Here is a 24,215-nt window from a genome sequence, read left to right on the forward strand (position 1 = left end):
AGGCGGCGCCAAAAACACAGCACCTTCACAAGCAAAGTCCACCCCACCGTCGCGAACAGGGAACACACCTCCGACACCCTCCCAGCATTCAACCCATCCCACCTGCCCTGTTGACAAAATACCCTAGGGGGGTACCGTAACCACTGGAGAGCGGCACGGGCCGAGGGCCGCCGGAGCCTCCACGGAAACGGAGCATCGAATGAATACGCCGACAAAGTTCGCCGGGTTCGCGCTCGGACTCGTCGCGTTGTTCGGGGTCGCGCTGGGCGTCGGCGCCCTGGTCGGCCCCGCGGACAGCGAGCCGCGAACCCACGACGCCGCTGCTGGTGAGCCCGCCGCGGACGCCACCCCCGGCGGGCTGACCAGCAGCGCCGGGGGTTACACCCTCGTCCTGGACGACCCGATCACCACCGCCGCCCGCGCGGCGACCCTGCGGTTCCGGATCGAGGACAGCACCGGCCGGCCGGTGACGCGGTACACCCCGAACCACGAAAAAGATCTGCATCTGATCCTGGTGCGCCGCGATACCGCCGCCTACCAGCATCTGCACCCGGCGCTCGGACCCGACGGCACCTGGAGCACCCCGGTCGATCTCACCCGCGCCGGCGACCACCGGGTCTTCGCCGATTTCGTCACCGCCGACGGGCAGCCGTTCACCCTGGGTGCCGAACTGCGGGTCGCCGGGCAGTACACCCCGCGCCCACTCCCGGCCCCGGACCCCACCGTCACCGTGGACGGCTACACCGTCGCCCTGCGCGGCACCGTCGTTCCCGGGCGTGCCACCGACGTCACCTTCACCGTGACCCGCGACGGCGAACCGGTCACCGACCTGCAGCCCTATCTGGGGGCGTACGGTCATCTCGTGGCGTTGCGGACCGCCGACCTCGGTTATCTCCACGTCCATCCGGCCGGTCACCCGGGCGACGGGAGCACCCCGGCCGGACCGGGCGTAACCTTCGCGGTAACAGCGCCCGGCACCGGCGACTACCGGCTGTTCTTCGAGTTCCGCCACGGCGGGGCCGTGCACCGCGGCGAGTTCACCGTGCCCGTCGCGGAGACCGCCGGGGACCCGGCCGGGCACGCCCCGGACGACGCGCAGACCGCCCCCGAACCCACCGGACACGGCCATGGGCACTGACCCCCGGCCAACGGAGCCGACGATGAGCACTCAGACTGCACCGGATACCGCGCAGACCGATACCCGGGCCGCGCAGGTCGAATTGGTGATCGGTGGGATGACCTGCGCATCCTGCGCCAATCGCATCGAGAAGAAACTGAACAGGCTCGAGGGTGTGACCGCGACGGTCAACTACGCCACGGAGAAGGCCCGGGTGCACTACCCGGATACCGTGGCACCGGCCGACCTGGTGGCGGTCGTGGAACAGGCGGGGTATACCGCGAGCCTGCCGCAGCCGCCCACCGCGGAACCGCAGACCACCGAACCGGCCGATCCCGCCGACCGGCTGCGCACCCGGCTACTGATCTCGCTGGTGTTGACCGTGCCGGTGATCGCCATGGCGATGATCCCGGCGCTGCAGTTCACCAACTGGCAGTGGTTGTCGCTGATCCTGGCCGCGCCCGTCGTGGTGTGGGGCGCCCTGCCCTTCCACCGGGCTGCCTGGACCAACCTGCGGCACGCCACCGCGACCATGGACACCCTGGTCTCGCTCGGCACCCTGGCCGCATTCGGCTGGTCGATCTACGCGCTGTTCTGGGGCACCGCCGGTACGCCGGGGATGACCCATCCCTTCGAATTCACGATCACCCGGATGGACGGAACCGGCAGCATCTATCTGGAGGCCGCAGCCGGGGTCACCACCTTCATCCTGGCCGGCCGGTACTTCGAGGCCCGGTCCAAGCGGCGGGCCGGCGCGGCGCTGCGGGCACTGCTCGAACTCGGCGCCAAAGAGGTGTCGGTGCTACGCCGGTCCGGGGCAGAAGACTGGACCGAACAGCGGATACCGGTCGAACAACTGTCCGTCGGCGATCGATTCGTGGTGCGGCCCGGCGAGAAGATCGCGACCGACGGCGTGATCACCGACGGCGCCTCGGCGGTCGATGTCTCCATGCTGACCGGTGAATCGGTGCCGCTGGAAGTCGGGCCCGAGGATACGGTCACCGGCGCCACCGTGAACGTGGGTGGCCGGATCACCGTGCGCGCCACCCGGATCGGCTCGGACACCCAGCTCGCGCAGATGGCGAAACTGGTCGAGGACGCGCAGACCGGGAAGGCACAGGCCCAGCGGCTCGCCGACCGCATCTCCGGCGTCTTCGTACCGATCGTCATCGCGCTCGCTGTGGCCACCCTCGGATTCTGGCTCGGCACCGGCGGTTCGGTGGCCGCGGCCTTCACGGCGGCGGTGGCGGTACTGATCATCGCCTGCCCGTGTGCGCTGGGCCTGGCCACGCCGACGGCGCTCATGGTCGGGACCGGGCGCGGCGCCCAGCTCGGGATCCTCATCAAGGGGCCCGAAGTGCTGGAGTCCACCCGCCAGGTGGACACGGTGGTGCTGGACAAGACAGGCACGGTGACCACCGGACGGATGTCGCTGCTCGCGGTCGTGGCCGCGGCGGGCGAGAGCACCGACGAAGTCCTACGGCTGGCCGGATCGCTGGAGGACTCCTCCGAACATCCGATCGCCCGCGCCATCGCCGAAGGGGCCCGGGAGCGGACGAGCGGGCTGTCCCCGGTCGAGAGTTTCCGTAACAGTGCCGGACTGGGTGTGGAGGGCGTAGTGGACGGCCACGCGGTGGTCGTCGGCCGGCCGGGCCTGCTCGCCGACTACGCACTGCACCTCGACGAGGCGCTGCAGGAGGCGCTGCGGGAGGCCGAGAGCCAGGGCCGCACCGCGGTGGCGGTCGGCTGGGACGGCCGGGCCCGCGGGGTGCTCGTGGTCGCCGATACGGTGAAACCGACCTCGGCCGAAGCGGTTTCCCGTCTGCGGGCTCTCGGCCTGACCCCGATCATGCTCACCGGGGACAATGCCACCGCGGCGGCCGCCATCGCCCGGCAGGTCGGTATCGACGAGGTGATCGCGGAGGTGCTGCCGCAGGACAAGGTCGCGGTGATCGAACGCCTGCAGCGGGAGGGCAAACGCGTCGCCATGGTCGGTGACGGTGTGAACGATGCCGCCGCGCTCGCCCGGGCCGACCTGGGCCTGGCCATCGGCACCGGCACCGATATCGCCATCGAGGCCGCCGACCTCACCCTGGTCCGGGGCGACCTCACCGCCGCCCCCGATGCCATCCGGCTCGCCCGCCGCACCCTCGGCACGATCAAGGGGAACCTGTTCTGGGCCTTCGGCTACAACGTCGCGATGATTCCGCTGGCCATGGCCGGTCTGCTCAATCCGATGCTGGCCGGTGCCGCCATGGCGTTCTCCTCGGTGTTCGTGGTCAGCAACAGTCTGCGGCTGCGGAACTTCCGCCCCACACACTGATCTAGCACACCGCGCCCGGGCCCCGGATGTCTCCATCCGGGGCCCGGGCGCATGTTCAGCTCACGGGTTCGCGGTCCCCTGGAACCGGGGCTCTGGCCGCGACGACCACCGCGGTCAGTGTCAGGACACAGCCCAGCACCTTCACCGGCGACAGCCCCGCCCCAGTGGGCAACGCCCAGTCCAGGACGAGCGATGCCGTCAACTGTCCTGCCACCGTGCTCAACCCCATCAGCAGCACCCCCACCCACCGCACCACCAGCACTCCGGCGGCGATGAACAGCACTCCGATCACACCGCCCAGGTACAGCCACGGTTCGCGGGGGAATTCGGCGGGCGCACCGGTCCGGGCCACCACCAGCGCTTCCACGACCAGCAAACCCAGCAGGCCGACGGCGAAGTTGATCACCGTGGCGGCGAACGGGCTCCCGGTCGCGCCGATCCGGGCGTTCCACGCCTGCTGCCAGGCCAGCCCGATGCCGGCCGCCGCGGGCAGCAGCAACAGCAGCGGTCCCGGGACACCTTCGAGCCAGGACGAGGTGCGCAGCGATGCCGGCGCCGAGCCACCGGAGCCCGCCAGCAGTACCGCGCCGACCGCCAGCACCGCACCGCCGAGCCGCGCGGTGGTGACCGGAGTGCGGGCGCCGGGGCCCACCCCGAGCCGGTCCACGAGCAGACTGCTCAGCAACTGACCGGAGACCGCCGCGACCGTGAACGCCGTGACCCCGAGCGCGGCGACGGTCAGCGACTGGCTCGCCACGAACAACCCGCCGAACAACCCGCCCAGCAACTGCCAGGGCCGCAGTTCCCCCGCGGCGACCGAGCGACGGACCGCCCGCAGACCCGCCCGGAGCCGGGAACTGAACAGCACCGCCACCGCCAGCACCAGGAATCCGCTGCCGAAGCTCACCACCGCCGCCGCGACCCCGTCCTGCAGCCGCGCCCCCAGCTCACCGTTGATCCGTCCCTGGACGGCGACCCCGGCTCCGATCAACAACCCGGAACCCAGACCCCACCGCCGCGAAACCATGACCGCACCCTACCGACGCGGCCGAGGCGCCCCGCCCGGACCGGCCGCCCACGACTCAGGTCTGTGTGTCGCTCTCCGATTCCGGTCGCGGCGGCAGCCAGCGCGGCGTCAGCACGCCCAGGGCCAGGATGGCGACGCCCAGCAGCGCGATCGCCGAGGAGACCGACAGCCACAGCGTGGCCACCGCGACGAAACCGAAAACCAGCAGGGACAGCAGTTCCTCCAGCAGTCCGGACACCGACATCACGGTGGCCCGGGCCGGACCGGTGATGGCGTCCTGGAGCCGGGCCTCGGCGACGATCGCCGCGTTGTACACCATCCCGTAGGCGGCGGCGATCGAGACGAAACCCAGTCCGGTGCACAGGTAGACCTCGCCCGGCCAGCGCACCGCGAGCCCGGAGACCACCGCGCCCGCACCGAACAGCACACCGGCCGCCCCCAGCGCCCCTGCCAGGATGCGCGCGGGAAGCGCTTCCGACCGCCCGGCCAGCAGCGAACCGAGCAGTGAACCGACCACGGTCACACCCACCAGGACCGGTACGAACGACGTGGCCGCGCCCGCTTCCCCGGCGACCAGGCCGAAGTACTCGTCGAACGCGGTGATCCCGTAGAGCAGTGCCCCGAGCACCACCCCGCGCCGGACCAACCGGACCCGGACCGTCTCGGTGACACCGGTACGCAGCATGAGCAGATACCGCCCCAGCGTTCCCGGCCCGGACGTGGGCGAGACACCCGGACGTGTGGGCACCGGCCGGGGGCCCGGGGCGATCACCGCGGGAGTGGCCCTCTCCGCATCCGCCTCCTCCAACTCACCCACCTCGGCGGCCGAGACGGTTCTCGGCGCCACGGGCAGGCTCGCGGCCAGCGCGGTGTGCAATACGGCGCAGCCCACACTGACCCAGCCCACCAGCTCGTACCCGCCCCACAGGTACAACGGGGTCGCGGCGAGGATCGCGAGCACCGCGCTCGACTCACTCCCCGTGCGGGTGTAACCGATCACCCGGGCATAGGCACGGGCCGCGCCGCGGGAGGCGAGTTCGTCGTAGAGCAGCGCCTCGAAAGTTCCCGAGCGCAGCGAGCCGGCCACACCCCACAGCACGAATCCGAGCGCGAAGCCCACATAGGACGGCACCACCGTCCACACCACGAAACCGGCCGCCATCAGCAAGCCGTTCAGAATCAACAGCCCACGCCGGGACACCGTATCCGCCCACGCGCCCGAGGGGACCTCGAACACGAAGGCCGTCACCGACCAGAAGGCCAGCAGGAGCGAGATCTGCCCCGGACCGAAGCCGTGGTCGGCGAAGAGGAGCGCGTACAGCGCGTAATAGGGAACCAGGTCTCCGGTCGCAGCGAACAGGGTCGCTCGCAGGGCGAGCGCGCGTAGTCCAGACCTGCGGCCGGAATCCGTGGTCCGGACTCAACGGTGGTAGAAGACCAGTCGCATAGCGATCAGCATTCGCGAGACCTACGTACGGGTCAAGCGGATTTCTCCCGTACGCACCGCGGACGTTGTGCGAGCGGGTCCCTACGGGCTCGAGCCCGAGCTCACAGCGGTACCCAGCCGTTCTCGTCGGCCGCGGCATCGCCCAGCGCGCGGGTGTTCACACCGCCGAGGCGGCCGCTGTTCATATCGCCGATGAGCTCGGCCACCGGGTGCGAATCGCTGTAGTGATAGCCCTGCGCCAGCGCGAAGCCCAGTTCGGTCAGCACGGCAGCCTGGTGCTCGGTCTCCACGCCTTCGGCGATGACCTGCAAATCCAGCGATTTGCTGAGGGCCGCGATCACGCCGAGCAGCGGCGGGGCGGGCGAATCGGAGCGGATGGCGGCCACGAACGACTGGTCCACCTTGATGATGTCGCTGGGCAGGGTCGCCAGCCGGCTCAGCGAGGAGTACCCGGTGCCGAAATCGTCGATGGCGATCCGCACACCACGGTCGCGCAGCGTATGCAGGTTCGCGATGGCGGTATCGGATTCGGCGGCCAGTTCGGTCTCGGTCACCTCGAGCACCAGTTGCTCCGCGGCCCATCCGGTGGTCTCGAGAATCTCGGCCACCTTGTCCGCGTATCCCGACTCCGCCAGTTCCAGGCCACTCACATTCACGTTCAGGGTGAGCTCCAGGGCGGCGAAAGTCTCCTGCAGCTGTGCGGCATCGGCGCAGGCCCGGCGCAGCACCAGTTCGTCCAGGTCGGCGATGAGGTCGTACTCCTCGGCGACCCGGATCAGCCCTTCGGTGGTGACATCGGGCTGGGCGCTGGAGGACCAGCGCAGCAGCGCTTCCACCCCCACCGCCTTCTCGCCGCCGTCGCTCAGGCTGACGATCGGCTGGTAGTGCACGTCCAAAGCGCCGTTGTCGATGGCTTCGCGCAGTTCCACGGCCAGCGGCGTGCGGTGCCCCGACTCGAGTACTGTGCGGTTGCGACCCGCCTGCTTTGCCCGGTACAGACCCACATCGGCCCGGCTGACCAGCAACGACGCCGATTCCCCCGGCTGCCAGGAGGTGACTCCCGCCGAGCATCCGGTGCTGACCGCGGCACGCAATTGCTCGGTGAGCAGGATGGCGGCCTGCTCAGTGGTGCCCGGCAGCAGCGCCGCGAACACGTCACCGCCATAGCGGGCCAACCGCTGATCGGGCCCCAGCAGGGCCGCCCAGGTATCGGCGACCTTCTGCAGCACCGCGTCACCGGCGCGGTGGCCCAGATGATCATTGACCTTCTGGAAGCGGTCCAGGTCCACCAGCACCAGCGCCAGCGCCTGGCCGGAACGATCGGCCTGTTCCAGCGCGGTATTGAGCGCACGATCGAAACCCCGGCGGTTCAGCAACCCGGTGAGGGTGTCGATATCGGCCTCCGACGCCATCCGGGTCAGGATGCCCACCACGACCCCGACACCGAAGGTGATACCCGCCGGGATGAGCCCGGACCACCACGGCAGACCGGCGCGGGTCGGCAGCACCCACAGGCACAGCGCCATACACAGCGCGATATGGGCCGCGGCCTGTGTCCAGGCGAAGAACAGCGCGGCGTCACAGGCCACGAAGACATAGAAGGAGGCGAGCGTGATCGCCGCGACCGTGTTGGGGAACGAATGCACGGCGATGGTCACCAGGACCGTCGCCGCGACGACGTAGACGTGGTGCAGCCAGTGCGGCATCCGAGGACCCCACCCGAGCAGGCTTATCCCCAGCAACAGCGCGACCGCGGCGGCCGAACCGACCAGCATCCGGTTGCCCTCGTCGCCCGGGTGCAGCACCTGGGTGGGCGCGAGAGCGGTCACCAGCAGTCCGAGGACCCCGCCCATGACGTAGAAGGCCCCGGTGGTCCGGGACATGACCATGGCCGTGGCCACACCAGACGCGGCCCGTACCCGCGTTCGGGTATCGCCGCGAGACCCGCTTCCTCGCACGATGAACAGCCTAAACAACTGATCAGCTCGGCGGCGACTCAACCGGGGATATGAAGTACCCCGATTCCTCGCCGCACAACCACATCAGCTCGGCGCAGTGAGCAGCTCGGTTCCGACAAAAGGCACCAGAGCTGCGGGAACCCGCACCGAACCGTCGGCCTGCTGATGATTCTCCAGCAGCGCGACCAGCCACCGGGTGGTGGCGAGGGTGCCGTTGAGGGTCGCGGCGGTCTGCGGCTTACCGTTCTCGTCGCGGTAACGGACCGATAGCCGGCGGGCCTGGAAGGTCGTGCAGTTCGACGTCGAGGTCAGCTCGCGGTAGGTGCCCTGGCTGGGCACCCAGGCCTCGCAGTCGAATTTCCGCGCGGCCGAACTGCCCAGGTCACCGGCGGCGACATCGATGATCCGGTAGGGCACGTCGAGGGCGGCGAGCATATCGCGTTCCCAGGACAACAACCGCTGGTGTTCGGCGTCGGCGTCCTCGGGACGGCAGTAGACGAACATCTCGACCTTGTCGAACTGGTGCACCCGGATGATGCCGCGGGTGTCCTTGCCGTAGCTACCGGCCTCCCGCCGGAAACACGACGACCAGCCCGCGTAGCGTTTCGGCCCGGCGGCCAGATCCAGGATCTCGTCGGCGTGATAGCCGGCCAGCGGCACCTCTGAGGTACCGACCAGATAGAGATCGTCTTCTTCCAGGTGGTACACCTCGGCCGAGTGCTGCCCCAGGAAACCGGTACCCGCCATGATCTCGGGACGGACCAGCACCGGCGGGATCATCATGGTGAAACCGTTGGCCACCGCCCGCTGCGCCGCCAGTTGCAGCAGACCCAGTTGCAGAAGCGCGCCGTACCCGGTGAGGAAATAGAACCGCGACCCCGAGACCTTCGCACCGCGCTCCATATCCATCAGCCCCAGCGCCTCGCCCAGTTCGAGGTGATCACGCGGTGTGAAATCGAATTCGGGCACCTCGCCGACAGTCTCGAGCAGGACGTAATCGTCCTCACCGCCCGCGGGTGTCCCGTCCTGGACGACATTCGAGATCGCCCGGTGCGCCTCCTGCAGCTCGGCCTCGGCGGTGTGCTGGGCGGTCTCGGCCTCCTTGACCCGCACCGACATCTCCTGCGCCTGCGCGAGCAACGCCGGGCGCTCCTCCTTGCTCGCCTTACCGACCTGCTTCCCCATGGCCTTGTGCTCGGCACGCAATTTGTCGGCGGTCGCGATCGCGGACCGGCGCGCCTGGTCGGCGGTGAGCAGCGCGTCGACGAGGGCCGGGTTCTCGCCCCGGGCTCGCTGCGAGGCGCGGACCAGCTCGGGATCATCGCGCAGGAGGCGGAGGTCGATCATGGCTGACCAGCGTAATGGTCGCGGATTTCCCGCCTCAACCGAGTATCGCCACGCCCGGCCGCGGAGGCGCTCCGGACAACACGCACGCCATCCCGATCGGCCGGGTTCGTGGCACGTTCGGGTACAGCGCTGCCATGATGGACCGCGATGTCCTCCGAAACTGAGCCCACCAGCCGGCGCGGCCCTCGCGGCGCCCAATCGTTGCGCTCGCGTGCCGCCCGCCCGGGCCGCGGTCGCAGGACCGATGCCGCGCGTCCGCGGTCGGACGGACCGGCATCGCCGGACTCTCCAGGCCGCAGCGCGGCGGCCGGGCAACGCCGCGGCCGGCCCCGCGCCGGTGCACCGGGCAGTTCCCGCCGGACCGGCGGGAAACCGCGGCGGATACCGGCGCCCCGGTTGCGCTGGGGGCTGCTCGCGGTCGCCGTGGGCGCGGTGATCGCGGCACTGGGCACCATGCTGGTCAGTGGATTCGACAACGATTCCAATCTGCAGGCCCGCAGCCCGGGCGGTTCGGTGGCCAAGGCCGAGAAGGTGTTCGCCTCCGTCGGCACCGGCGACTGCCTCACCTGGACCAAACCCGACCATTCCGATCTGGTCGAACTCGATTGCGCCGAAGACCATCTCTTCGAGGTCACCGACACCGTCGACCTGAGTGTCTACCCCGGATCCGAATTCGGGCCCGAAGCGCCGTGGCCGGACTCCCTGCGGCTCACCGAACTCCGCGAGGAACACTGCGTGCCCGCCGCGCAGCGTTATCTCGACGGGCGGCTCGATCCGCGCGGCCGTTACGCCGTCGGGTTGATGTACCCGAGCAACGACGGCTGGCTCAATTCCGGCGACCGTATCCTGCGCTGCGGGCTGCAGGTGCCGGGCCTGAGCGGCAACCCGATCGCCACCACCGGCCGGGTGTCCGACGGCGACCAGTCGAAGGTCTACCAACCCGGCGTCTGCCTCGGCATCAGCCAGAACCTGCCGACCGATCCGATCGACTGCGCTCAGGAGCACGCGGTCGAGATCGCGGCCACCGTGGATCTGTCCCAGCGCTTCCCGGGCGGGCCACCGGCCAAGGAGGATCAGGACCAGTATCTCGAAGAGGAATGCGGCCGGCTCACCAACGACTACCTCGGCGGCCCCCATGTGCTCCGCGACAAGACGCTCACGGTGTTCTTCGACTTCATCGATGTGCGCAGTTGGCTGGCGGGTAGCCGCAAACTCGACTGCATGATCGGAAAGGGCGCCGATCAGGAGGGTTTCGCCCCGATCGTGGGTCCGGCGCGCGGCCGGTTGCTGATCAACGGCCAGGAACCCGTGCCTCCGCCCAACTCCGGACGCTCCACCCCCAAGCCGCTGCCCGGCGCCGCACCGCTGCCCCCGCAGCCGGAACCGCGTCCCGCGCCCAGGTAGGCGGAGTACGACGATGCCGGTCCGCATGTCCGAGGCACGATTCGAGGAACTGGTCGGCGATGCGCTGGACCAGATCCCGGCCGAGCTGACCCGCGCCATCGACAACGTGGTGATCCTGATCGAACCGCGCAATCCCGACGACCCGCATCTGCTCGGCCTCTACCACGGAATCGCGCTGACCGAACGCGACAGCCACTACGGCGGCTCGTTACCCGACACCGTCACCATCTACCGGGACGCCCTGCTGGATGTGTGCGCCGACGAGCCGGAGGTGATCGAGGAAGTGCGGATCACCGTGATCCACGAAATCGCACACTATTTCGGGATTGACGAAGACCGTCTTCATCAGCTGGGATGGGGTTAAGCTCAGTCTGGTCCATGCAACGAGCCGGCAGGGGATGCACGGGCGGGGGCTGGGCCGACAGAAGAAGTTCGGAATCGATGGAACCGCCGGCGGGGGTATCGCGTCCGATCTACTCGTAGGGGGAATTCTCGTGGTTCCGCCCAAGAGCCGCCACCAGAAGGAGTCGAGGACATGATTGGCAACGTCGACGTCACACCGGAACTCATCCTCGCCGCCGCGGTCGAGCTGGATCTGCTCGCCGACAGGCTGGCCGGGGTGGCCGCGGCCACCGTTCCGGCCACCTATGTGGCGCCGTCCGGCGCGGACGAGGCCTCGATCCACGGTGCGATGCATATGAACAAGGCCGCCGCCACCCATCAGACCTCGCTCGCCCAGGCCGTCCTCGAACTGCATCACACGGCCGCGATCCTGCGCACCCAGCTGGCCCAGTACCTGGTCCAGGATGCGGCTTCGGCGGGTGTGCTGGCGCTGACGGGCGCGCCGTTCGGGTCGATCGCCGTCTAGTGATGCTGTCGGGCGAGGCTCGTCCGCGGCCGGAGCGGACGCGGCGGCACGGCCGGCCCACCCACGAAGGGCCGTGGCCGAGGAGCGGAACACGGTGACCACGCAGATGCGGCGAGACCGCCGATTCACCATCGATAGTTCACAAGGGGAGAAACAAGCATGACCGCAGGTATCACCGGGGTGTTCTGGCTGCCCAGACTCGCCGAGGGGAATTCGATCGCGCTGAACGCGGGTTCGCACGCCATTCCGATGAGCGCGGCCGCGGGGGCATGGGGTGGGCTCACCGGCGCGTGGGTGGATGCCACTGCCACCGTCGTCCGGGTGATGGCCGAGCTCGGCGTGGGTATGCAGAGCGTCAACGGTATCGGTGCCCTCGCCCGGCTCGTCGGCTTCACCGGATGGGCCGAGCAGCAGGGCGCGATGGCCGCGACCCTCGGCACCAAGGCCGCCTCACAGGCCACCGCCTATACCGTCGCCTCGATCGCCATGCCGAGCCTGCCCGAGATCGCCGCGGTCAATGCCGCTCGGGTCGCGGCACATTCCACCGGTGGCGTCCTGAACGGCACCTCCGAGGTGGCCGAGGCCGCCAAGGCCGCGTTGGATCTGCGGGCCGCGCTCACCATGGAGACCTACGAGGCGGCCATCAGCGCCACTGTGCTGACCCCCGGTGAGTTCTTCAATCCGCCGCCGATTGCCAACGGCGCCGGTCAGGTCGATTCCTCCTCCGCCGAAGAGGCCATGAAGGAGGCAAACGGCGATCCGGTGAAGATGCTGGCCGCCGCCGGCACCGCGCTGGCGCAGAATCCCGGATTGGCCAGTGCGGCAACGCAGGCGGCGAATGTCGCCGGCTCGGTGGCGACCACCGGCGTGACCACGGTCGGCAATCTGGGGGCCAACGCGCTCGTCGCTGCCTCCACCTCCGCCCCGGCCTCGGCTGCGGTGGCGCCGCTGGCGCCCTCGATGGTCACCGGAGCCGTAGCTGCCACCGCCGCGGCGGCCACCCGGGCGGGCGGGATGCCCGGTGGTTCGGCACTCGGCCTGAACCACGGTGGCCTGAAGGTACCCGAGGGCTGGGGCGCCCCGGCGGCGAATGCCACGGTCGGGGCCACGGAAACCGTCGCGGTCGCGCGAGGGGAGGCCGCGCCGGTACGTCCGGCCGGCACCGGCTCGTCCACCAGTCCCCTGCTGGGCAATTCGCGCGGCGCCGCCGGCGAGGACGACCAGGAACACGACGGTGCCGAGTACCTGCGCGGTGATCACTTCGCCGACGGTCGCTATATCGCGGACGGCGTGATCGGCGGCGAACCGCCACGAGCGGACAAGTGACAGTGCTCGGAGCAGGGCGCGGACCGTCGACACTGGCGGCGGTCACGCTGTCCCTCGACGAAATGCAGTACCTCCTCGAGGCATTGGAAATCGACGAGGTACCCGTCGTGCTCGATGCGCGTGGTCGCTATGACAATCAGGTCGACCACGACGCCGCGATGGCCGCCGCGGCCCGGTCGCTCACCGACCGGGATCTGTTGGATGGTGAGCGCATCCATCCGGAACTCGCCGAGCGCCTCCGCGGCCTGTACCGGCCGCACTGGGTGGTCGCGCTACGTCTGATTGTGGCGGGGCAGGTGAGCCGGATGTGTCTGGCGAAGGGTGACGATCTGGTGACCGTCGCCCTGCGCGGTCCGGAGACCTATGTGATCGACGAGGCCACCGACGATCTGCCGGGCCCTGTCATCATGGCGCTCGGCCCTGCCGAAGCGCTGGAACTGACCGGGATGAACGCCCCCACCGAGCAATTGGTGCCCATCTTCGACGACGCGGGAGATCCGGCGGCCACCGCGGCCCGGCTGGCGGAGGTCGGCAATCCCCCGCGGGACGCGCAGGTGATCGCCTCGGCGATGGCGCACTGCGAATCGCACGCGGAGATCGTCGGCGTGGTGTACGGCGACGCGAGCCGCGATATCGCGGAAAACCATATCGCCGTATTCAACACCCGGGCGGGCCGGTTCATCGCGACGGCCAGTCCGGCCGATGACGGCACCAAGTGGACCTCGTTCAGCAGTGGCACCGGCGCCCGGCTCCGGATCGCGCTCCAGGATCTGATCAATTCGCTGCCCGAACGCGCGGAGTTCCCCCGGAACCCGAACCTCGCCTGATGTGGCGTCAGCCCATCGGGTCGTCGGCGCCGGCTTCCGCCTTCACCCCGAACGGCGGAGTGAATCGACCCCAGCGGACGCATCCCCAGCCGCCGTCCGGGCGCGGGACGAGTTCGATCGTCTCGGTGTTGTCCAGATGGTTGTTGGTGGTGAACGGTGGCGCCACCCCGGCAAGGAACCTGCCGACCAATCGCATGGCGGCGCCGTGGGTGACGACCAGAACATCACCGCCGTCGCTGCCGTCGAGGAACTCGGTCCGCAGCTCGGTGACCACCGGAACGAAGCGGTCCAGCACATCCTGCGCGGATTCCCCGCCGTCGAGACGCTCGTCCAGCCGGCCCTCGTGCCACAACCGGTACACCGCCTGGAACCGGTCGTGGGCCTCCTTGGTGCTCAGCCCGTCCAGAGCGCCCAACTGCACCTCGTGTACGCCGTCGCGCTCGATCGCGGCCACACCGGTGGCGGCCTCGATATAGCCGGCCGTCTGGCGGGCGCGCAGGGCCCGCGAGTGGAACAGCGCACGGGGCGGGGCGGTCAGGGCCGAACCGAATGCCTTGGCCTGCGCCGCGCCGCGCTCGGTCAGCGGGAGGCCGGGTAGTTTCGTGTCCAGGATCTTGGCGACATTGCCTTCGGTTTCCCCGTGCCGCACCAGAATCAGTTTCGCGCTCATAGCGCCTCCTTCGTCACGCTCGCTCGCGGCCACACAACTCGCAGTGAAGGCGAAGCAATCGCGTCACCGCGCCTCCTTCGACGCCGTTGCTCGCGGTCCGCGGAGACCGCAACGGTCGCGGAGGTACCGCAATATCGCCTCACAGGTCGCCCACCCCTTTGCGTAGGTGTGTCAACCAGATCGCGGCATCCTCGTCCGACGGCGGCGGAGTACCGGTCGCCGAGGTGGCCGGCCAGGATCCGAGGAATCGGATCCGCGCGGTGCGGTGTAGCGCCTTGAGCGCCTCGGCGACCGCGGCGTCTTCGATATGGCCGACACAGTCCAGGTAGAAGCGGTAGGTGCCCATTCCGGTGCGAGTCGGCCGGGATTCGATACGGGTGAGGTCGACACCGCGGGTCGCGAATTCGGCGAAGGCGCGCATGAGCGAGCCGGGCATATTCGGCAGTTCCTCGATAACGATGGAGGTCCGGTCGGCACCGGTGGGCGCGGGCGCCACCCGCGGGGCAGTGACCAGGACGAACCGGGTGACCGCCTGCTCGTGGTCGGCGACGCCGGAGGCCAGTGCGGTCAGCCCGAGCCGCTCCCCGGCGAGCATGGTCGAGACCCCGGCGTCGGCCAGACCGGCCCGCACATCTTCGGCGGCCGCGGCATTCGAACTCGAAGTGTGCAGCGCCACGTCGCCCAGGGTGTGCTGGACCCACTGCCTGACCTGCGCGAGCGCGACAGGATAAGCCGCCAGCGTGCGTACCGCGCCGATTCCGGTACCGGGACGCGCGACGATGGTGAAGGTCACCTCCAGTTCGACCTCGGCGATGATCTGCAACCGGGGACCGATCGCCAGGGAATCGAGGGTCGCCGAGATGGAACCCTCGACCGAACTCTCGATCGGCACCACCGCCGCGGTCACCTCGCCTGCCCGGATCAGATCCAGGGCGGCGGACTGGCTGGGCGCGGCGATCCGCTCGACCGGCCCGTCGAAGGACCCCGAGCGTTCGAATTCGGCGAGGGCCATCTCGGTGAAAGTTCCGGACGGACCGAAATACGCGATACGCGGCACGTCTACGAGACTACTGGTGCGTGCGCCCTGCCCGCCGACCACGGGATTCCGGACGATCGCGCGACCACGGACGGGGTCCGGACCGGTTGGGCGTGCGCCGCCGGACCGGCTTACTACCGACGGGCCTCAGGGCCGGCGTGTTCGAACCTGCTCGGCCTGTCGGACCGGCGCTTCCGGGGCCATACTCCGGTCAGCCCAACGCGGCCCGCAGCGCCCGCTCGAGTTCGGCGGGCTCGTCGCTCTCGATTCCGAGCAGCACCTCGCGGACCGCGTCGACCGCGCCACTGGAGAGGCCGGACAGGAAGGCGGTATCCGGGCTGCGCAGGGCGGTGCGGATATCGTCGCCGCACAGCGCCGCGGCGGTGGCGGCGACGATGGCGAGCGCACGGGTGACGCTGTCGCCGCGGGCCGCGAAGCCGTCCGGGCTGTGCGCGACCTCGGCCAGCAGGTCGGCGACCCCTTCGTCGGAAAGTGCCGGCTCGACCATGCGCACCCCGGCGTAGGTTCCGGTCGGGACCACCAGGCCATCGACCAGTCCGAGTTCGGTCGTGCGCTTCGGGACGGTCAATTCGACGAGTACCGGCTGCGATTCCCCAGCTACCACACCCAGATCGTATGCCCGGTGCGGCCGTGGCCGCGCCGGGCATACCCGGCGCGCGGGGATGCGCCTGCCGACACCGGCGGCGTCGACGCTCTTGCGCCATATCGGAGTTTAACTTAGCTTAGGTTTACCTAAATCAATGCTTGTGAAGTCGGGCACGCCCGCAATGGAGGTACCGATGGCGCCGACCGCCGCCGCACCCGCCCCGTCCACCGCCGAACGCGTCCGCAACGCCTGCGTACATGCCGAGCAGGCAGTACTCGCACTCCCGGGCGCCGACCCGACCCCGGTATCGGTGCATTTCCTGCGCCAGTGCGGCGACGTGGTGATCGCGGTACCCAACGACAGCGCTGCCGTGTACGCGGCCGGCACCGCCATCGCCGGCGCACCCGCCGTTCTCGAGCTCACCGACCACGCACCACTGCCCCTGCGGGAACCGGTACGGGCCCTGGTCTGGTTACGCGGCTGGCTCCGCGGCGTACCGGCCCGCGCCCAGCGAACACTGGTCAGCGCCGTCGCCGAGGATCACCCGCACCCCGGCCTGCTCGATATCGGCCATACCACCACCCTGCTGCGCCTGGTACTGAATTCGGCCGTGGTAGCCGACTCATCGGGAGCCGAATCCGTCTGTGTGGACGAACTGCGACTGGCCACCCCCGACCCTTTCTGCGGAATGGAATCGGCCTGGCTACAGCACCTCGACGCCGACCATGCCGACGTGGTCGCCCAGCTGGCCCGGCATCTACCGGCGAAACTCCGCCACGGCCGCATCCACCCCTTGGCCGTCGACCGCTACGGCCTGACCCTGCGCATCGAAGGAATCGACGGCGACCACGATTTCCGCCTCCCCTTCGCGACCCCGGCCGAAGACGTCGAAGCCCTGGGACGCGCCGTCCGCACCCTGGCCGGCTGCCCATTCCTGAACGGCCTACGCCGCTGAGCGATCCATTGCCTCGCCTGCGGCGCCGCGGACCGGTGGGCGACATGTCCCCGCCACACGGCATCGAACGGTGGACGCGGTCGCCGCAGTGACTCGATGGTCACCGCTCCCTGGATGGCCCACAGCACATCACACGTAGATTCTGTTCATGCGGGAGAGCAGCCCGGTCGACGACCGGACCGGCGAACAGCGAGGGATCCGGCTCGAGATCCTGGTGGTCCTCGGTGTGACCTTCGGGCTCAGCGGTATGAACGCGGCGCTGTCACTGCTGGAGAGCGCCCTCGCGCCCGGCGGGGTCGGCGGGCAAACGGTCGCGCTGAATTCCTCGCGGGCCACCCGGTCGGTCATCGATCTGCTCTTCCAACTGCTCGGGGTGCTGCGGCTGGCGGCGTGGGCGGGACTGGCGCTCTACCTGCTGTGGCGTAGCGGCATCGGACCGCGGGCGATCGGACTCGCGCGCGCCCGGTTCCGGCCCGACTGGTTGTATGGTCTGGCGCTCGCCGCCGCTATCGGGCTGCCGGGTCTGGGACTGTATCTCGTCGCGCAGTCGCTCGGCGTGAATGTGACGATCGTGCCCGACGCCTTGAGCGACCACTGGTGGCGCATTCCCGCCCTCGTACTCTCGGCCTGCGCGAATTCGGCGGCCGAGGAGATCGTGGTGGTGGCCTTTCTGCTGACCCGGCTGCGAGCACTGGGCTGGTCGGACAATTCGGCACTGGCCGCGTCCGCGCTCCTGCGCGGGAGCTACCACCTGTACCAGGGCCTGGGCGGCGGGCTCGGCAATGTGGTGATGGGGGTGATCTTCGGCCGGTTCTGGCAGCGCACCGGCCGGCTGTGGCCGCTGATCATCGCGCACGCCGTGATCGACATCGTGGCCTATGTCGGCTACGGGTTGCTGCACGGCCGGGTGTCCTGGCTGCCGTAGCGGGGTAAGCCGTCTATACCGGCGCAGCGCGCTCACCTGCGGGTCGAGCGGACGCCCGCCTGCGCTGACAGAACAGGTCCCGATCGATAAGTACAGTTTGATGATGATGAACGGCGACGACCCACGTATGCGCCGGGTGCCGCCGCACAGCGGGGGACCCGGACGAGCCGGCGCGCGCCGCCCCCCACCTCCGCAGGGTGGCCGGCCCCCGGTCGAACCGCCGCAGGTGACGCGCCGTAATCCCGGGCCGGGGCAGCCCCGTCCCACCGAACGCTACGAACCGCCACAGGCCTGGTCGCAGACGCCGCAGGGTCGTCACGCTCCCCCTCGGCCGCCCGCGCCGGGCCGCGGCGGCAAACCGCACCCGCCCACCCACGCCCCGACGCAACGTCCGGTGCCGTACCGCGAAGGCGGTCACGCCCCCACCCAGCGCCCTGTCCCGTTCCGCGACGACCGCCGCCGGCCGCCGCCGACGGGGAATCCACCGGGCCGCCGCCCGGCGGCACCGCCGTCCCGGCGTCCGCGCCGTAAGCGCCATATCGGCCGCTGGTTCCTCGCCATCGCGCTGGCCCTGCTGGCGCTGCTGATCTACGGAGTCGTGAAGGTCGACGGTTCACTCACCCGAATCGACGCACTCACCGACTACGAAGACCGAGTCGGCAACACCGCCGGCACCAACTGGTTGCTGGTCGGCTCGGACAGCCGGGCCGGACTCTCCGAGGAGCAGACCAGTGGTCTGGCCACCGGCGGCGAGGTCGGCGATCCGCGCACCGACACGATCATCCTGGTGCACGTCCCGCCGTCGGGCCGCACCACGCTGGTGAGCCTGCCCCGCGACTCCTATGTCGCTATCCCGGGCTACGGACAGGACAAATTGAACGCCGCGTTCGCCTTCGGCGGCGCACCGCTGCTGACCGAAACAGTGGAGACCGCGACCGGACTACGGATCGACCACTACGCGGAAATCGGATTCGCCGGTTTCGCCGGCGTCGTGGACGCGCTGGGCGGTATCGACGTCTGCGTGCCGCAGGCCATCAACGACCCGCTGGCCGGTATCGACCTCCCGGCCGGCTGTCAGGAATTGAACGGCCCGCAGGCCCTCGGTTTCGTCCGCAGCCGCGCCACCGCGCTGGCCGATATCGACCGGATGAACAACCAGCGCCTGTTCCTGTCCGCCCTGCTGGAGAAGGCGACCAGCCCCGCCACCCTGGCCAATCCCTTCGCCCTGTGGCCCATGGTCAGTGACACCGCCGGTTCCCTGACCGTGGACAAGGGCGATCACATCTGGGACCTGGCCCGCCTCGCCTGGGCACTACGCGGCGATACCCTCGCCACCACGGTCCCGGTCGGCGGTTTCACCGACACCGACAGCGGAAATGTGCTCCTGTGGGCCGACCCCGACGCCGACCGCTTCTTCCAGGCCCTGGCCGACGGCGACCCGATCCCGGCCGACCTCGCGGGTGACCAATAGGAGCCCCGGCTGTGTTTTCGGCGCGCCGAAAACACAGTAACGTCGATCACATGCACGACAGCGATCTGGCTCAGCCGTTCATCGCCCAGTTGCGCGCGCAGGTACGGCACGGACTCACCGCTTCCCAGCAGTACCTGGCGGCCGCGGTCTACTTCGATATCCAACGGTTACCGCAATTGGCCGGTCATTGTTATGCGCGTTCCGAGCAGCATCGCGGGCACGCGTTGCGAATTGTGCAGTATCTGATCGACCGCGAGCTGGAGATCACCATCGGGGGTTTGGGGGAAGTTCGGCAGACTTTCGAATCGCCGCGCGCGGCAATAGCTTTCCTGCTGGCCAGAGAGGAGACCGCAACCGATCAGGTCACCGAGTTGGCGCATTTGGCGCGAGAATGGTCCGATTTTCTGGGTGAGCAATTCATGAGCTGGTTGCTCGAATGCCGGCAACAGGATGTGGCCGGTATGTCTACACTGTTGGCTGTGACGGATCGGGCGGCCGGGAACCTTCTCGACGTGGAGGAGTTCGTGGCGCGGGAGCTGCGTTCGACGGTTCCGGTGGCGAATCAATCCGTGCCCAAAATGGCTGGGGCGGGCCGTAATCGATAAGGCAACACTATCCTCAATTCCGTGAGGCAACACTATCCTCATTAAGGCTGCACTTGGATGACAGCCTCACTTTCCGGCGTTAATGTCAAGGCATGTCCAATCATCCGGAGAGTCCCCGCAGCAAATTCCACGGACTGCTGCACGACCAAATTCGGCACGAGTTCAATGCCGAGCACCAGTACATCGCCATCGCGGTGTGGTACGACAATGCCGACCTTCCCCAGCTCGCCAAGCGTTTCTACGCGCAGGCCGTGGAGGAACGCAATCACGCGATGATGATCGTCCAGTACTTCCTGGATCGGGACATCAGCGTCGATCTCACGGGTATCGATGCGGCGAAATCACATTTCGAGAATGCCCGGGAACCGATCGCGATGGCGCTCGAACAGGAGAAGACGGTCACCGATCAGATCGTCCAGCTGGCCAGCACGGCCCGCGAAGAGGGCGACTACCTCGGCGAGCAGTTCATGCAGTGGTTCCTCAAGGAGCAGGTCGAGGAAGTGGCGAAGATGACCACCCTGCTCACGGTCGCCGACCGCGCGGGTTCGAACCTGTTCGATCTCGAGGAGTTCATCGCGCGTGAGATGAGCGATGACCCGTCGAAGGTGTCGGGTGCGCCCTCGGCCGCCGGAGGCCATGTCTGATCGGTAACGGTCCGCGTCCACCCGCCGATGGGTTTCGTGAGCACGGAACCGCGGCGGGCCGATGCCGGCCCCGGGTGATGATTGGAGCATCGGCCGTCCCGGCCCACTGCGCCGAGGTCGGGCGGCCGATGCTCCGTTACGTCAGCCGGCGCCGGGTCGTTGTGTCGGCTGACGTTGTGTCGCCGGGGGGTTCCAGAAACGGCGACCTCTGAAACCTAGCCGAGATCGCCGCCGGAAAGAAGAGTTTTTCTAAAAATATTCCGGTTTATTCAGCGGAGGGTGACCTGCCGTGACCGGAGACCGTCCCGCGAGCGCCGTTGCTCCGAGGTCAGCGGCGTGTCCGTCGCCAGCGCGTCGGCCAGTCGGGCCCCGAACTCCACTGCCGGAGAGCGCCATTCGCTCACATGCCGGTCCGGGTCGAGATCGAACACCGGCACCAGCAGGCCGTGGGTGCGGAAAGAGCCCGCGAACCGCGAGCCCTCCCCGAGATGCAACCCACCGGCGGCGTGCAACCGGGCCAGCGCCAGCATCAGGTCGTCTTCGGATTCCGGCCGTACCCAGCGCAGGTGGGCCTTTTCCCCGGCGTCGACCCACCAGGGAGCCCCGATCGCGTCCGCGCCGAGATCCAGTCGATCCGTCGGCATGATCGCCTGTTTCGCTTGTTCGATCGTCGCGGCGATCTGCGGATCGGGCTGCACGCCCTCGGGCACCCACCAGTCGAAGTCCTGGTGCACGGTCAATTCGAGCGCGGCGTCGGCCACCAGCACATCGGCCAGCGTGGGCCCACCCGGCGCGGCATGTGCCACAGCCAGCGAATCGCCCGGATCGGCCGACTGAGTCCACAGGATGGAGGCGGCGATATCGGCGCCCGGATCCGAACTCGGCGTCTGCACCTGCACACCGACGTAACCGGTGGGCGAATCCCCGGCCCGCACCAGCGCGGAAACCGCGCCCGGCAGGACAGTTGCCAGCACCACGGCACGTTCGGCGGCCACGCCGTCGGCCAGCTTCAGCTCGGCGGTCGCCGACGGCACGAACTCCCGCAGCGCGACCAGATCGCATTCGGCGGCCAAGCCCTGGAACGGCCGCACGACGGCCTGTTCGGCCTCCTGCAACGCCGTCCGGCGTTCGGCCAGCCGCTGGGCCCGGTTTCCGCCGGGTTTCGGACTATTGCGTTTGCTCTTACCCACGGCTGGTCAAACTACACGGCACCGCACCGGATCAGCCGCAGGCCACACACTTCAGCTGTTGGCCAGCACGGCTTTCGCGCGGCCGGGATGATTGGTCGCCACCCAGCTCACGCCGAGGTCCGCACACAACTGCATATCGTCGGGTTCGTCGACCGTCCAGCAGTAGGTCGCCCGGCCGGCCGCGGCCGCCTTGTCGACCAGATCCGGGTGTTCACGCAGGGTTTTCACCGACGGACCCACCGCGGTCGCCCCGACTGTCGTCGCCGCGCTGCCACCCAGATAGCGCGAGGATTCGCCCAGCAGCACGGTAGGCAGCAGCGGTGCCGCGCGGCGGATCCGCCAGACCGCGGTGGCGGCGAAGGACATCACCACCGCGCGTGAATGGGCTGCCGAGGCGGGGGTGGCGATGCCGAAGCGCTGTAGTTCCGCCAGCACCTTGTTCTCCACCAGGGAGCCGTACCGGACCGGGTGTTTGGTCTCGATGAACAGTTTCGTAGGCCGGCTGCGCCAGTCCAGCACCAACCCGATCAACTCACTCAGGGTGAGGACACCGGCGGGGACGCCGTCACCGAAATCGAGGTCCTTCAGTTCGGCCAGCGTCAGCTCGCTGACCAGACCGCTGCCGGTGGAGGTACGGTCCACCGTCCGGTCGTGAACGCACACCAGATGTCCGTCCCGAGTGAGCCGGACATCGCATTCCACTCCGTCGGCCCCCTCTTCCAGGGCCAGTTCATAGGCTGCCAGGGTGTGCTCGGGGCGCGCCGCCGAGGCACCTCGATGCGCGACCACGAACGGCGCGCGGCCGTTCTGAACCGACTGGTCAGTGCCCTCGCTCACTTGGCCACAACCTCCTGTGGTGCTCGGTCGGCGCCGTCGGGGGAATCGGCGCTGTCGGCGTCCGCCGCGGTGCTCACCGTAGCGGTCGTCCCCGGGTGCACCGGTTCGATCAACGGTGTCGCTGGGTCTACGGCGATCACCCAGCGCTGGGCGAGCCGACTGCGACCGCGCAGGTCCCGGCCCTCCAGCGTGCGTAGGACCCACAGCGTCAGCACCGCGACGGCGGCGGCCACCGCGTCGGTGAATGCGGTGAAGAGCACACCGTCGGCCTTCGCCTGCAGCGAGTCCGCGGTCCGCCAGTACAGCGCCGCGACAGCGACCAGCCCGCCGAACACCCAGGCCGCCCACCAGACGCGGACCGCGATCCGGGCCCGCGGGTCGGTACGGCCGGACACGACCTCGGTGAGGAAAACCCCGGGCCAGATCAGATTGACCACCGGGATCAGACAGCCCAGCGCGAGCATGCGGGGTGAGCGGGGGTCGCGGCGGCCGGCGGCCGCGAAGGCCGCGCGCCGGGCCTCGATCAGCCATCCGAGCGTGGCCACCGCGGCGACCAGGGCCATGATGAGCGCGAACAGTGCCGCGGTGTTCACCAGGGCGTCGGAGAACCAGAGCAGGGGCGGTTCGATGAGGCGGGTGCGGTTGCGCAGCAGGATCAGGTAGCGGATCGATTCGGCCACGGCGGACACCGCGAACAGGACGGCCGTGGCGAAGAGTGCGGTGTGCGCCCAGCGGGTCAGCGTGCTGAGCGGGCGGTGCCGGTCCGCTTCGCGATCGGTGGCGGGCCGATCCCGCAGACCCCACCGCGGGATCTCGGTGTAGCGCGGGGTCCCGGCACTCGCACGGCCGGTGACCGCGCCCCGGTGTGGGTGGGTGCGCCGTCCGGGGCGGCGGGCGACCCAGCGGTAGTTACGGCGTTCCGGCGGGGCATCGATCGGCCCCGGTGAGAGCAGTACCCCGCGGCAGCGCGGACACCAGTGCATCGGCGGGCCCTGCACCGCCCAGCGCGTACCGCAGCGGGCACATGGCTGCACCACCGTACTCACCGCGCACCTCGCTTTTCGTCAGTAGATCTTCGCGGGCTCGTCACCCTCGCCGGTCAGCGGACGACCGGTCTGCTGCCAGGCCACCATCCCGCCTGCCACGTTCACCGCTTCATAGCCCACGTTCGCGAGGAACTTCACGGCCTCGAGCGAGCGACCGCCCTGCCGGCAGACCACGTACAGATCGGCATCGGGGTCCAGTTCGCCGTAGCGCGCGGGAACATCGGCGAGCGGAATGTGCACGGCACCGGGTGCGTGGCCGAGCTGCCATTCGTCGTCTTCGCGCACGTCGAGCAGGACGGCGGCAGCCGCCTCCCCGGGCGGATGGTCGAATTCAGCGGGTACGGCCTCGACCGGTACCGACGGGACTCCGAAGCTCGTCACCCCCTTGATCCTGCCATAACCACCTCGGCGGCTGCCCGGCTCTCGTCGGAGCGGGCGTCCGGGCGGGACCTGCTCGCCCGGACCTCGCCGGCCGGATGTCACGGCCGCCGACACGCCGGACGATGCGGTGCATTCGCCGAGGGCGACGCGGCTCGCCGACAGCAGACGGATGCGAGTACGACGTCGACAGCATCTCATGAGTTA

The 24,215-nt window shown here is 69.3% G+C and carries 23 protein-coding genes; 12 read left to right on the forward strand and 11 right to left on the reverse strand.

Annotated features, from left to right (window positions below; all coding sequences use genetic code 11):
* Positions 1–199 precede the first annotated feature (199 nt).
* Both NS4_RS10735 and NS4_RS10740 read left to right on the forward strand, forming a co-directional pair.
* Positions 200–1,138 (forward strand): DUF8832 domain-containing protein, encoded by a 939-nt coding sequence (locus tag NS4_RS10735; RefSeq protein ID WP_063059385.1) that lies wholly within the window; start codon positions 200–202, stop codon positions 1,136–1,138.
* Between the two features lie 22 nt (positions 1,139–1,160).
* Entirely contained in the window at positions 1,161–3,440 is a 2,280-nt protein-coding gene (locus NS4_RS10740; protein ID WP_063059386.1) for a heavy metal translocating P-type ATPase, read from the forward strand.
* A gap of 55 nt (positions 3,441–3,495) precedes the next feature.
* Here NS4_RS10740 and NS4_RS10745 read toward each other — a convergent pair whose 3' ends face one another.
* From NS4_RS10745 to serS, 4 genes are all read right to left on the reverse strand, one after another.
* Positions 3,496–4,467 (reverse strand): DMT family transporter, encoded by a 972-nt coding sequence (locus NS4_RS10745; protein ID WP_063059387.1) that lies wholly within the window; start codon positions 4,465–4,467, stop codon positions 3,496–3,498.
* 55 nt (positions 4,468–4,522) lie between these two features.
* On the reverse strand, positions 4,523–5,839 hold the full coding sequence (locus tag NS4_RS10750) for an MFS transporter (RefSeq protein ID WP_439955774.1): 1,317 nt from the start codon (positions 5,837–5,839) through the stop codon (positions 4,523–4,525).
* A gap of 176 nt (positions 5,840–6,015) precedes the next feature.
* Positions 6,016–7,797, reverse strand: a complete 1,782-nt coding sequence (locus tag NS4_RS10755) for a putative bifunctional diguanylate cyclase/phosphodiesterase (protein ID WP_245665273.1) — start codon at positions 7,795–7,797, stop codon at positions 6,016–6,018.
* A gap of 159 nt (positions 7,798–7,956) precedes the next feature.
* Positions 7,957–9,219, reverse strand: a complete 1,263-nt coding sequence (gene serS, locus NS4_RS10760; RefSeq protein WP_063059389.1) for a serine--tRNA ligase — start codon at positions 9,217–9,219, stop codon at positions 7,957–7,959.
* A gap of 147 nt (positions 9,220–9,366) precedes the next feature.
* Between serS and NS4_RS10765 the strand changes: the two genes are divergently transcribed.
* The 5 genes from NS4_RS10765 (at position 9,367) to NS4_RS10785 (ending at position 13,644) form a co-directional block, all read left to right on the forward strand.
* A complete protein-coding gene (locus NS4_RS10765) occupies positions 9,367–10,623 on the forward strand; it encodes a septum formation family protein (protein WP_084487104.1) in 1,257 nt (418 codons plus the stop codon).
* 13 nt (positions 10,624–10,636) lie between these two features.
* Positions 10,637–10,987: a metallopeptidase family protein gene (locus NS4_RS10770; RefSeq protein WP_063059390.1), complete on the forward strand. Its 351-nt coding sequence runs from the start codon at positions 10,637–10,639 to the stop codon at positions 10,985–10,987.
* A 171-nt stretch (positions 10,988–11,158) separates the two neighbouring features.
* A complete protein-coding gene (locus NS4_RS10775) occupies positions 11,159–11,491 on the forward strand; it encodes a PE family protein (RefSeq protein ID WP_039821378.1) in 333 nt (110 codons plus the stop codon).
* 159 nt (positions 11,492–11,650) lie between these two features.
* Positions 11,651–12,817, forward strand: a complete 1,167-nt coding sequence (locus NS4_RS10780) for a PPE domain-containing protein (protein WP_063059391.1) — start codon at positions 11,651–11,653, stop codon at positions 12,815–12,817.
* Positions 12,814–13,644, forward strand: a complete 831-nt coding sequence (locus NS4_RS10785; RefSeq protein WP_063059392.1) for an ESX secretion-associated protein EspG — start codon at positions 12,814–12,816, stop codon at positions 13,642–13,644. Before NS4_RS10780 ends, NS4_RS10785 begins: the two co-directional genes overlap by 4 nt.
* Before the next feature lie 7 nt (positions 13,645–13,651).
* Here the strand turns inward: NS4_RS10785 and NS4_RS10790 are convergent, their stop codons facing one another.
* The 3 genes from NS4_RS10790 to NS4_RS10800 form a co-directional block, all read right to left on the reverse strand.
* The gene (locus NS4_RS10790) at positions 13,652–14,314 is read right to left on the reverse strand and encodes a histidine phosphatase family protein (RefSeq protein ID WP_063059393.1); all 663 of its coding nucleotides are present in this window, start codon (positions 14,312–14,314) and stop codon (positions 13,652–13,654) included.
* 139 nt (positions 14,315–14,453) lie between these two features.
* Positions 14,454–15,371, reverse strand: a complete 918-nt coding sequence (gene pheA, locus NS4_RS10795; RefSeq protein ID WP_063059394.1) for a prephenate dehydratase — start codon at positions 15,369–15,371, stop codon at positions 14,454–14,456.
* 190 nt (positions 15,372–15,561) lie between these two features.
* Positions 15,562–15,975 (reverse strand): hypothetical protein, encoded by a 414-nt coding sequence (locus NS4_RS10800; protein WP_063059395.1) that lies wholly within the window; start codon positions 15,973–15,975, stop codon positions 15,562–15,564.
* A gap of 175 nt (positions 15,976–16,150) precedes the next feature.
* On the opposite strand from NS4_RS10800, the gene NS4_RS10805 reads away from it, so the two are divergent.
* From NS4_RS10805 to NS4_RS10825, 5 genes are all read left to right on the forward strand, one after another.
* A complete protein-coding gene (locus NS4_RS10805) occupies positions 16,151–16,912 on the forward strand; it encodes a DUF2470 domain-containing protein (RefSeq protein ID WP_063059469.1) in 762 nt (253 codons plus the stop codon).
* A 148-nt stretch (positions 16,913–17,060) separates the two neighbouring features.
* Complete coding sequence (locus NS4_RS10810; protein WP_063059396.1) at positions 17,061–17,837, forward strand: CPBP family intramembrane glutamic endopeptidase; 777 nt, start codon at positions 17,061–17,063, stop codon at positions 17,835–17,837.
* A 106-nt stretch (positions 17,838–17,943) separates the two neighbouring features.
* Complete coding sequence (locus NS4_RS10815) at positions 17,944–19,308, forward strand: LCP family protein (RefSeq protein WP_084487115.1); 1,365 nt, start codon at positions 17,944–17,946, stop codon at positions 19,306–19,308.
* Between the two features lie 11 nt (positions 19,309–19,319).
* Complete coding sequence (locus NS4_RS10820) at positions 19,320–19,913, forward strand: ferritin (protein WP_245665275.1); 594 nt, start codon at positions 19,320–19,322, stop codon at positions 19,911–19,913.
* Between the two features lie 92 nt (positions 19,914–20,005).
* Positions 20,006–20,557, forward strand: a complete 552-nt coding sequence (locus NS4_RS10825) for a ferritin (RefSeq protein ID WP_063059398.1) — start codon at positions 20,006–20,008, stop codon at positions 20,555–20,557.
* 269 nt (positions 20,558–20,826) lie between these two features.
* Here the strand turns inward: NS4_RS10825 and NS4_RS10830 are convergent, their stop codons facing one another.
* The 4 genes from NS4_RS10830 to NS4_RS33340 are packed head-to-tail and all read right to left on the reverse strand — an operon-like array spanning position 20,827 to position 24,011.
* On the reverse strand, positions 20,827–21,747 hold the full coding sequence (locus tag NS4_RS10830; protein ID WP_063059399.1) for a DUF5926 family protein: 921 nt from the start codon (positions 21,745–21,747) through the stop codon (positions 20,827–20,829).
* 51 nt (positions 21,748–21,798) lie between these two features.
* Positions 21,799–22,584, reverse strand: a complete 786-nt coding sequence (locus tag NS4_RS10835) for a glycerophosphodiester phosphodiesterase (protein ID WP_063059400.1) — start codon at positions 22,582–22,584, stop codon at positions 21,799–21,801.
* Positions 22,581–23,630, reverse strand: a complete 1,050-nt coding sequence (locus tag NS4_RS10840; RefSeq protein WP_063059401.1) for a DUF4328 domain-containing protein — start codon at positions 23,628–23,630, stop codon at positions 22,581–22,583. The genes NS4_RS10835 and NS4_RS10840 overlap by 4 nt, the downstream gene beginning before the upstream one ends.
* Before the next feature lie 18 nt (positions 23,631–23,648).
* Positions 23,649–24,011, reverse strand: a complete 363-nt coding sequence (locus NS4_RS33340; RefSeq protein WP_063059402.1) for a rhodanese-like domain-containing protein — start codon at positions 24,009–24,011, stop codon at positions 23,649–23,651.
* Between the last annotated feature and the right edge of the window lie 204 nt (positions 24,012–24,215).

The sequence above is a fragment of the Nocardia sienata NBRC 100364 genome, assembly GCF_001613205.1.
GTDB lineage: Bacteria > Actinomycetota > Actinomycetes > Mycobacteriales > Mycobacteriaceae > Nocardia > Nocardia sienata.

What these genes read in the sequence shown, in the direction of transcription:
- NS4_RS10805 (WP_063059469.1), top strand. Translation starts at nt 16,151, where the DNA reads ATGGCGCCGACCGCCGCCGCACCCGCCCCGTCCACCGCCGAACGCGTC.
- NS4_RS10780 (WP_063059391.1), top strand. Translation starts at nt 11,651, where the DNA reads ATGACCGCAGGTATCACCGGGGTGTTCTGGCTGCCCAGACTCGCCGAG.
- NS4_RS10740 (WP_063059386.1), top strand. Translation starts at nt 1,161, where the DNA reads ATGAGCACTCAGACTGCACCGGATACCGCGCAGACCGATACCCGGGCC.
- NS4_RS10770 (WP_063059390.1), top strand. Translation starts at nt 10,637, where the DNA reads ATGCCGGTCCGCATGTCCGAGGCACGATTCGAGGAACTGGTCGGCGAT.
- NS4_RS10755 (WP_245665273.1), bottom strand. Translation starts at nt 7,797, where the DNA reads ATGTCCCGGACCACCGGGGCCTTCTACGTCATGGGCGGGGTCCTCGGA.
- NS4_RS10815 (WP_084487115.1), top strand. Translation starts at nt 17,944, where the DNA reads ATGAACGGCGACGACCCACGTATGCGCCGGGTGCCGCCGCACAGCGGG.
- serS (WP_063059389.1), bottom strand. Translation starts at nt 9,219, where the DNA reads ATGATCGACCTCCGCCTCCTGCGCGATGATCCCGAGCTGGTCCGCGCC.
- NS4_RS10775 (WP_039821378.1), top strand. Translation starts at nt 11,159, where the DNA reads ATGATTGGCAACGTCGACGTCACACCGGAACTCATCCTCGCCGCCGCG.
- NS4_RS10790 (WP_063059393.1), bottom strand. Translation starts at nt 14,314, where the DNA reads ATGAGCGCGAAACTGATTCTGGTGCGGCACGGGGAAACCGAAGGCAAT.
- NS4_RS10810 (WP_063059396.1), top strand. Translation starts at nt 17,061, where the DNA reads ATGCGGGAGAGCAGCCCGGTCGACGACCGGACCGGCGAACAGCGAGGG.
- NS4_RS10765 (WP_084487104.1), top strand. Translation starts at nt 9,367, where the DNA reads ATGTCCTCCGAAACTGAGCCCACCAGCCGGCGCGGCCCTCGCGGCGCC.
- NS4_RS10745 (WP_063059387.1), bottom strand. Translation starts at nt 4,467, where the DNA reads ATGGTTTCGCGGCGGTGGGGTCTGGGTTCCGGGTTGTTGATCGGAGCC.
- NS4_RS10735 (WP_063059385.1), top strand. Translation starts at nt 200, where the DNA reads ATGAATACGCCGACAAAGTTCGCCGGGTTCGCGCTCGGACTCGTCGCG.
- NS4_RS10825 (WP_063059398.1), top strand. Translation starts at nt 20,006, where the DNA reads ATGTCCAATCATCCGGAGAGTCCCCGCAGCAAATTCCACGGACTGCTG.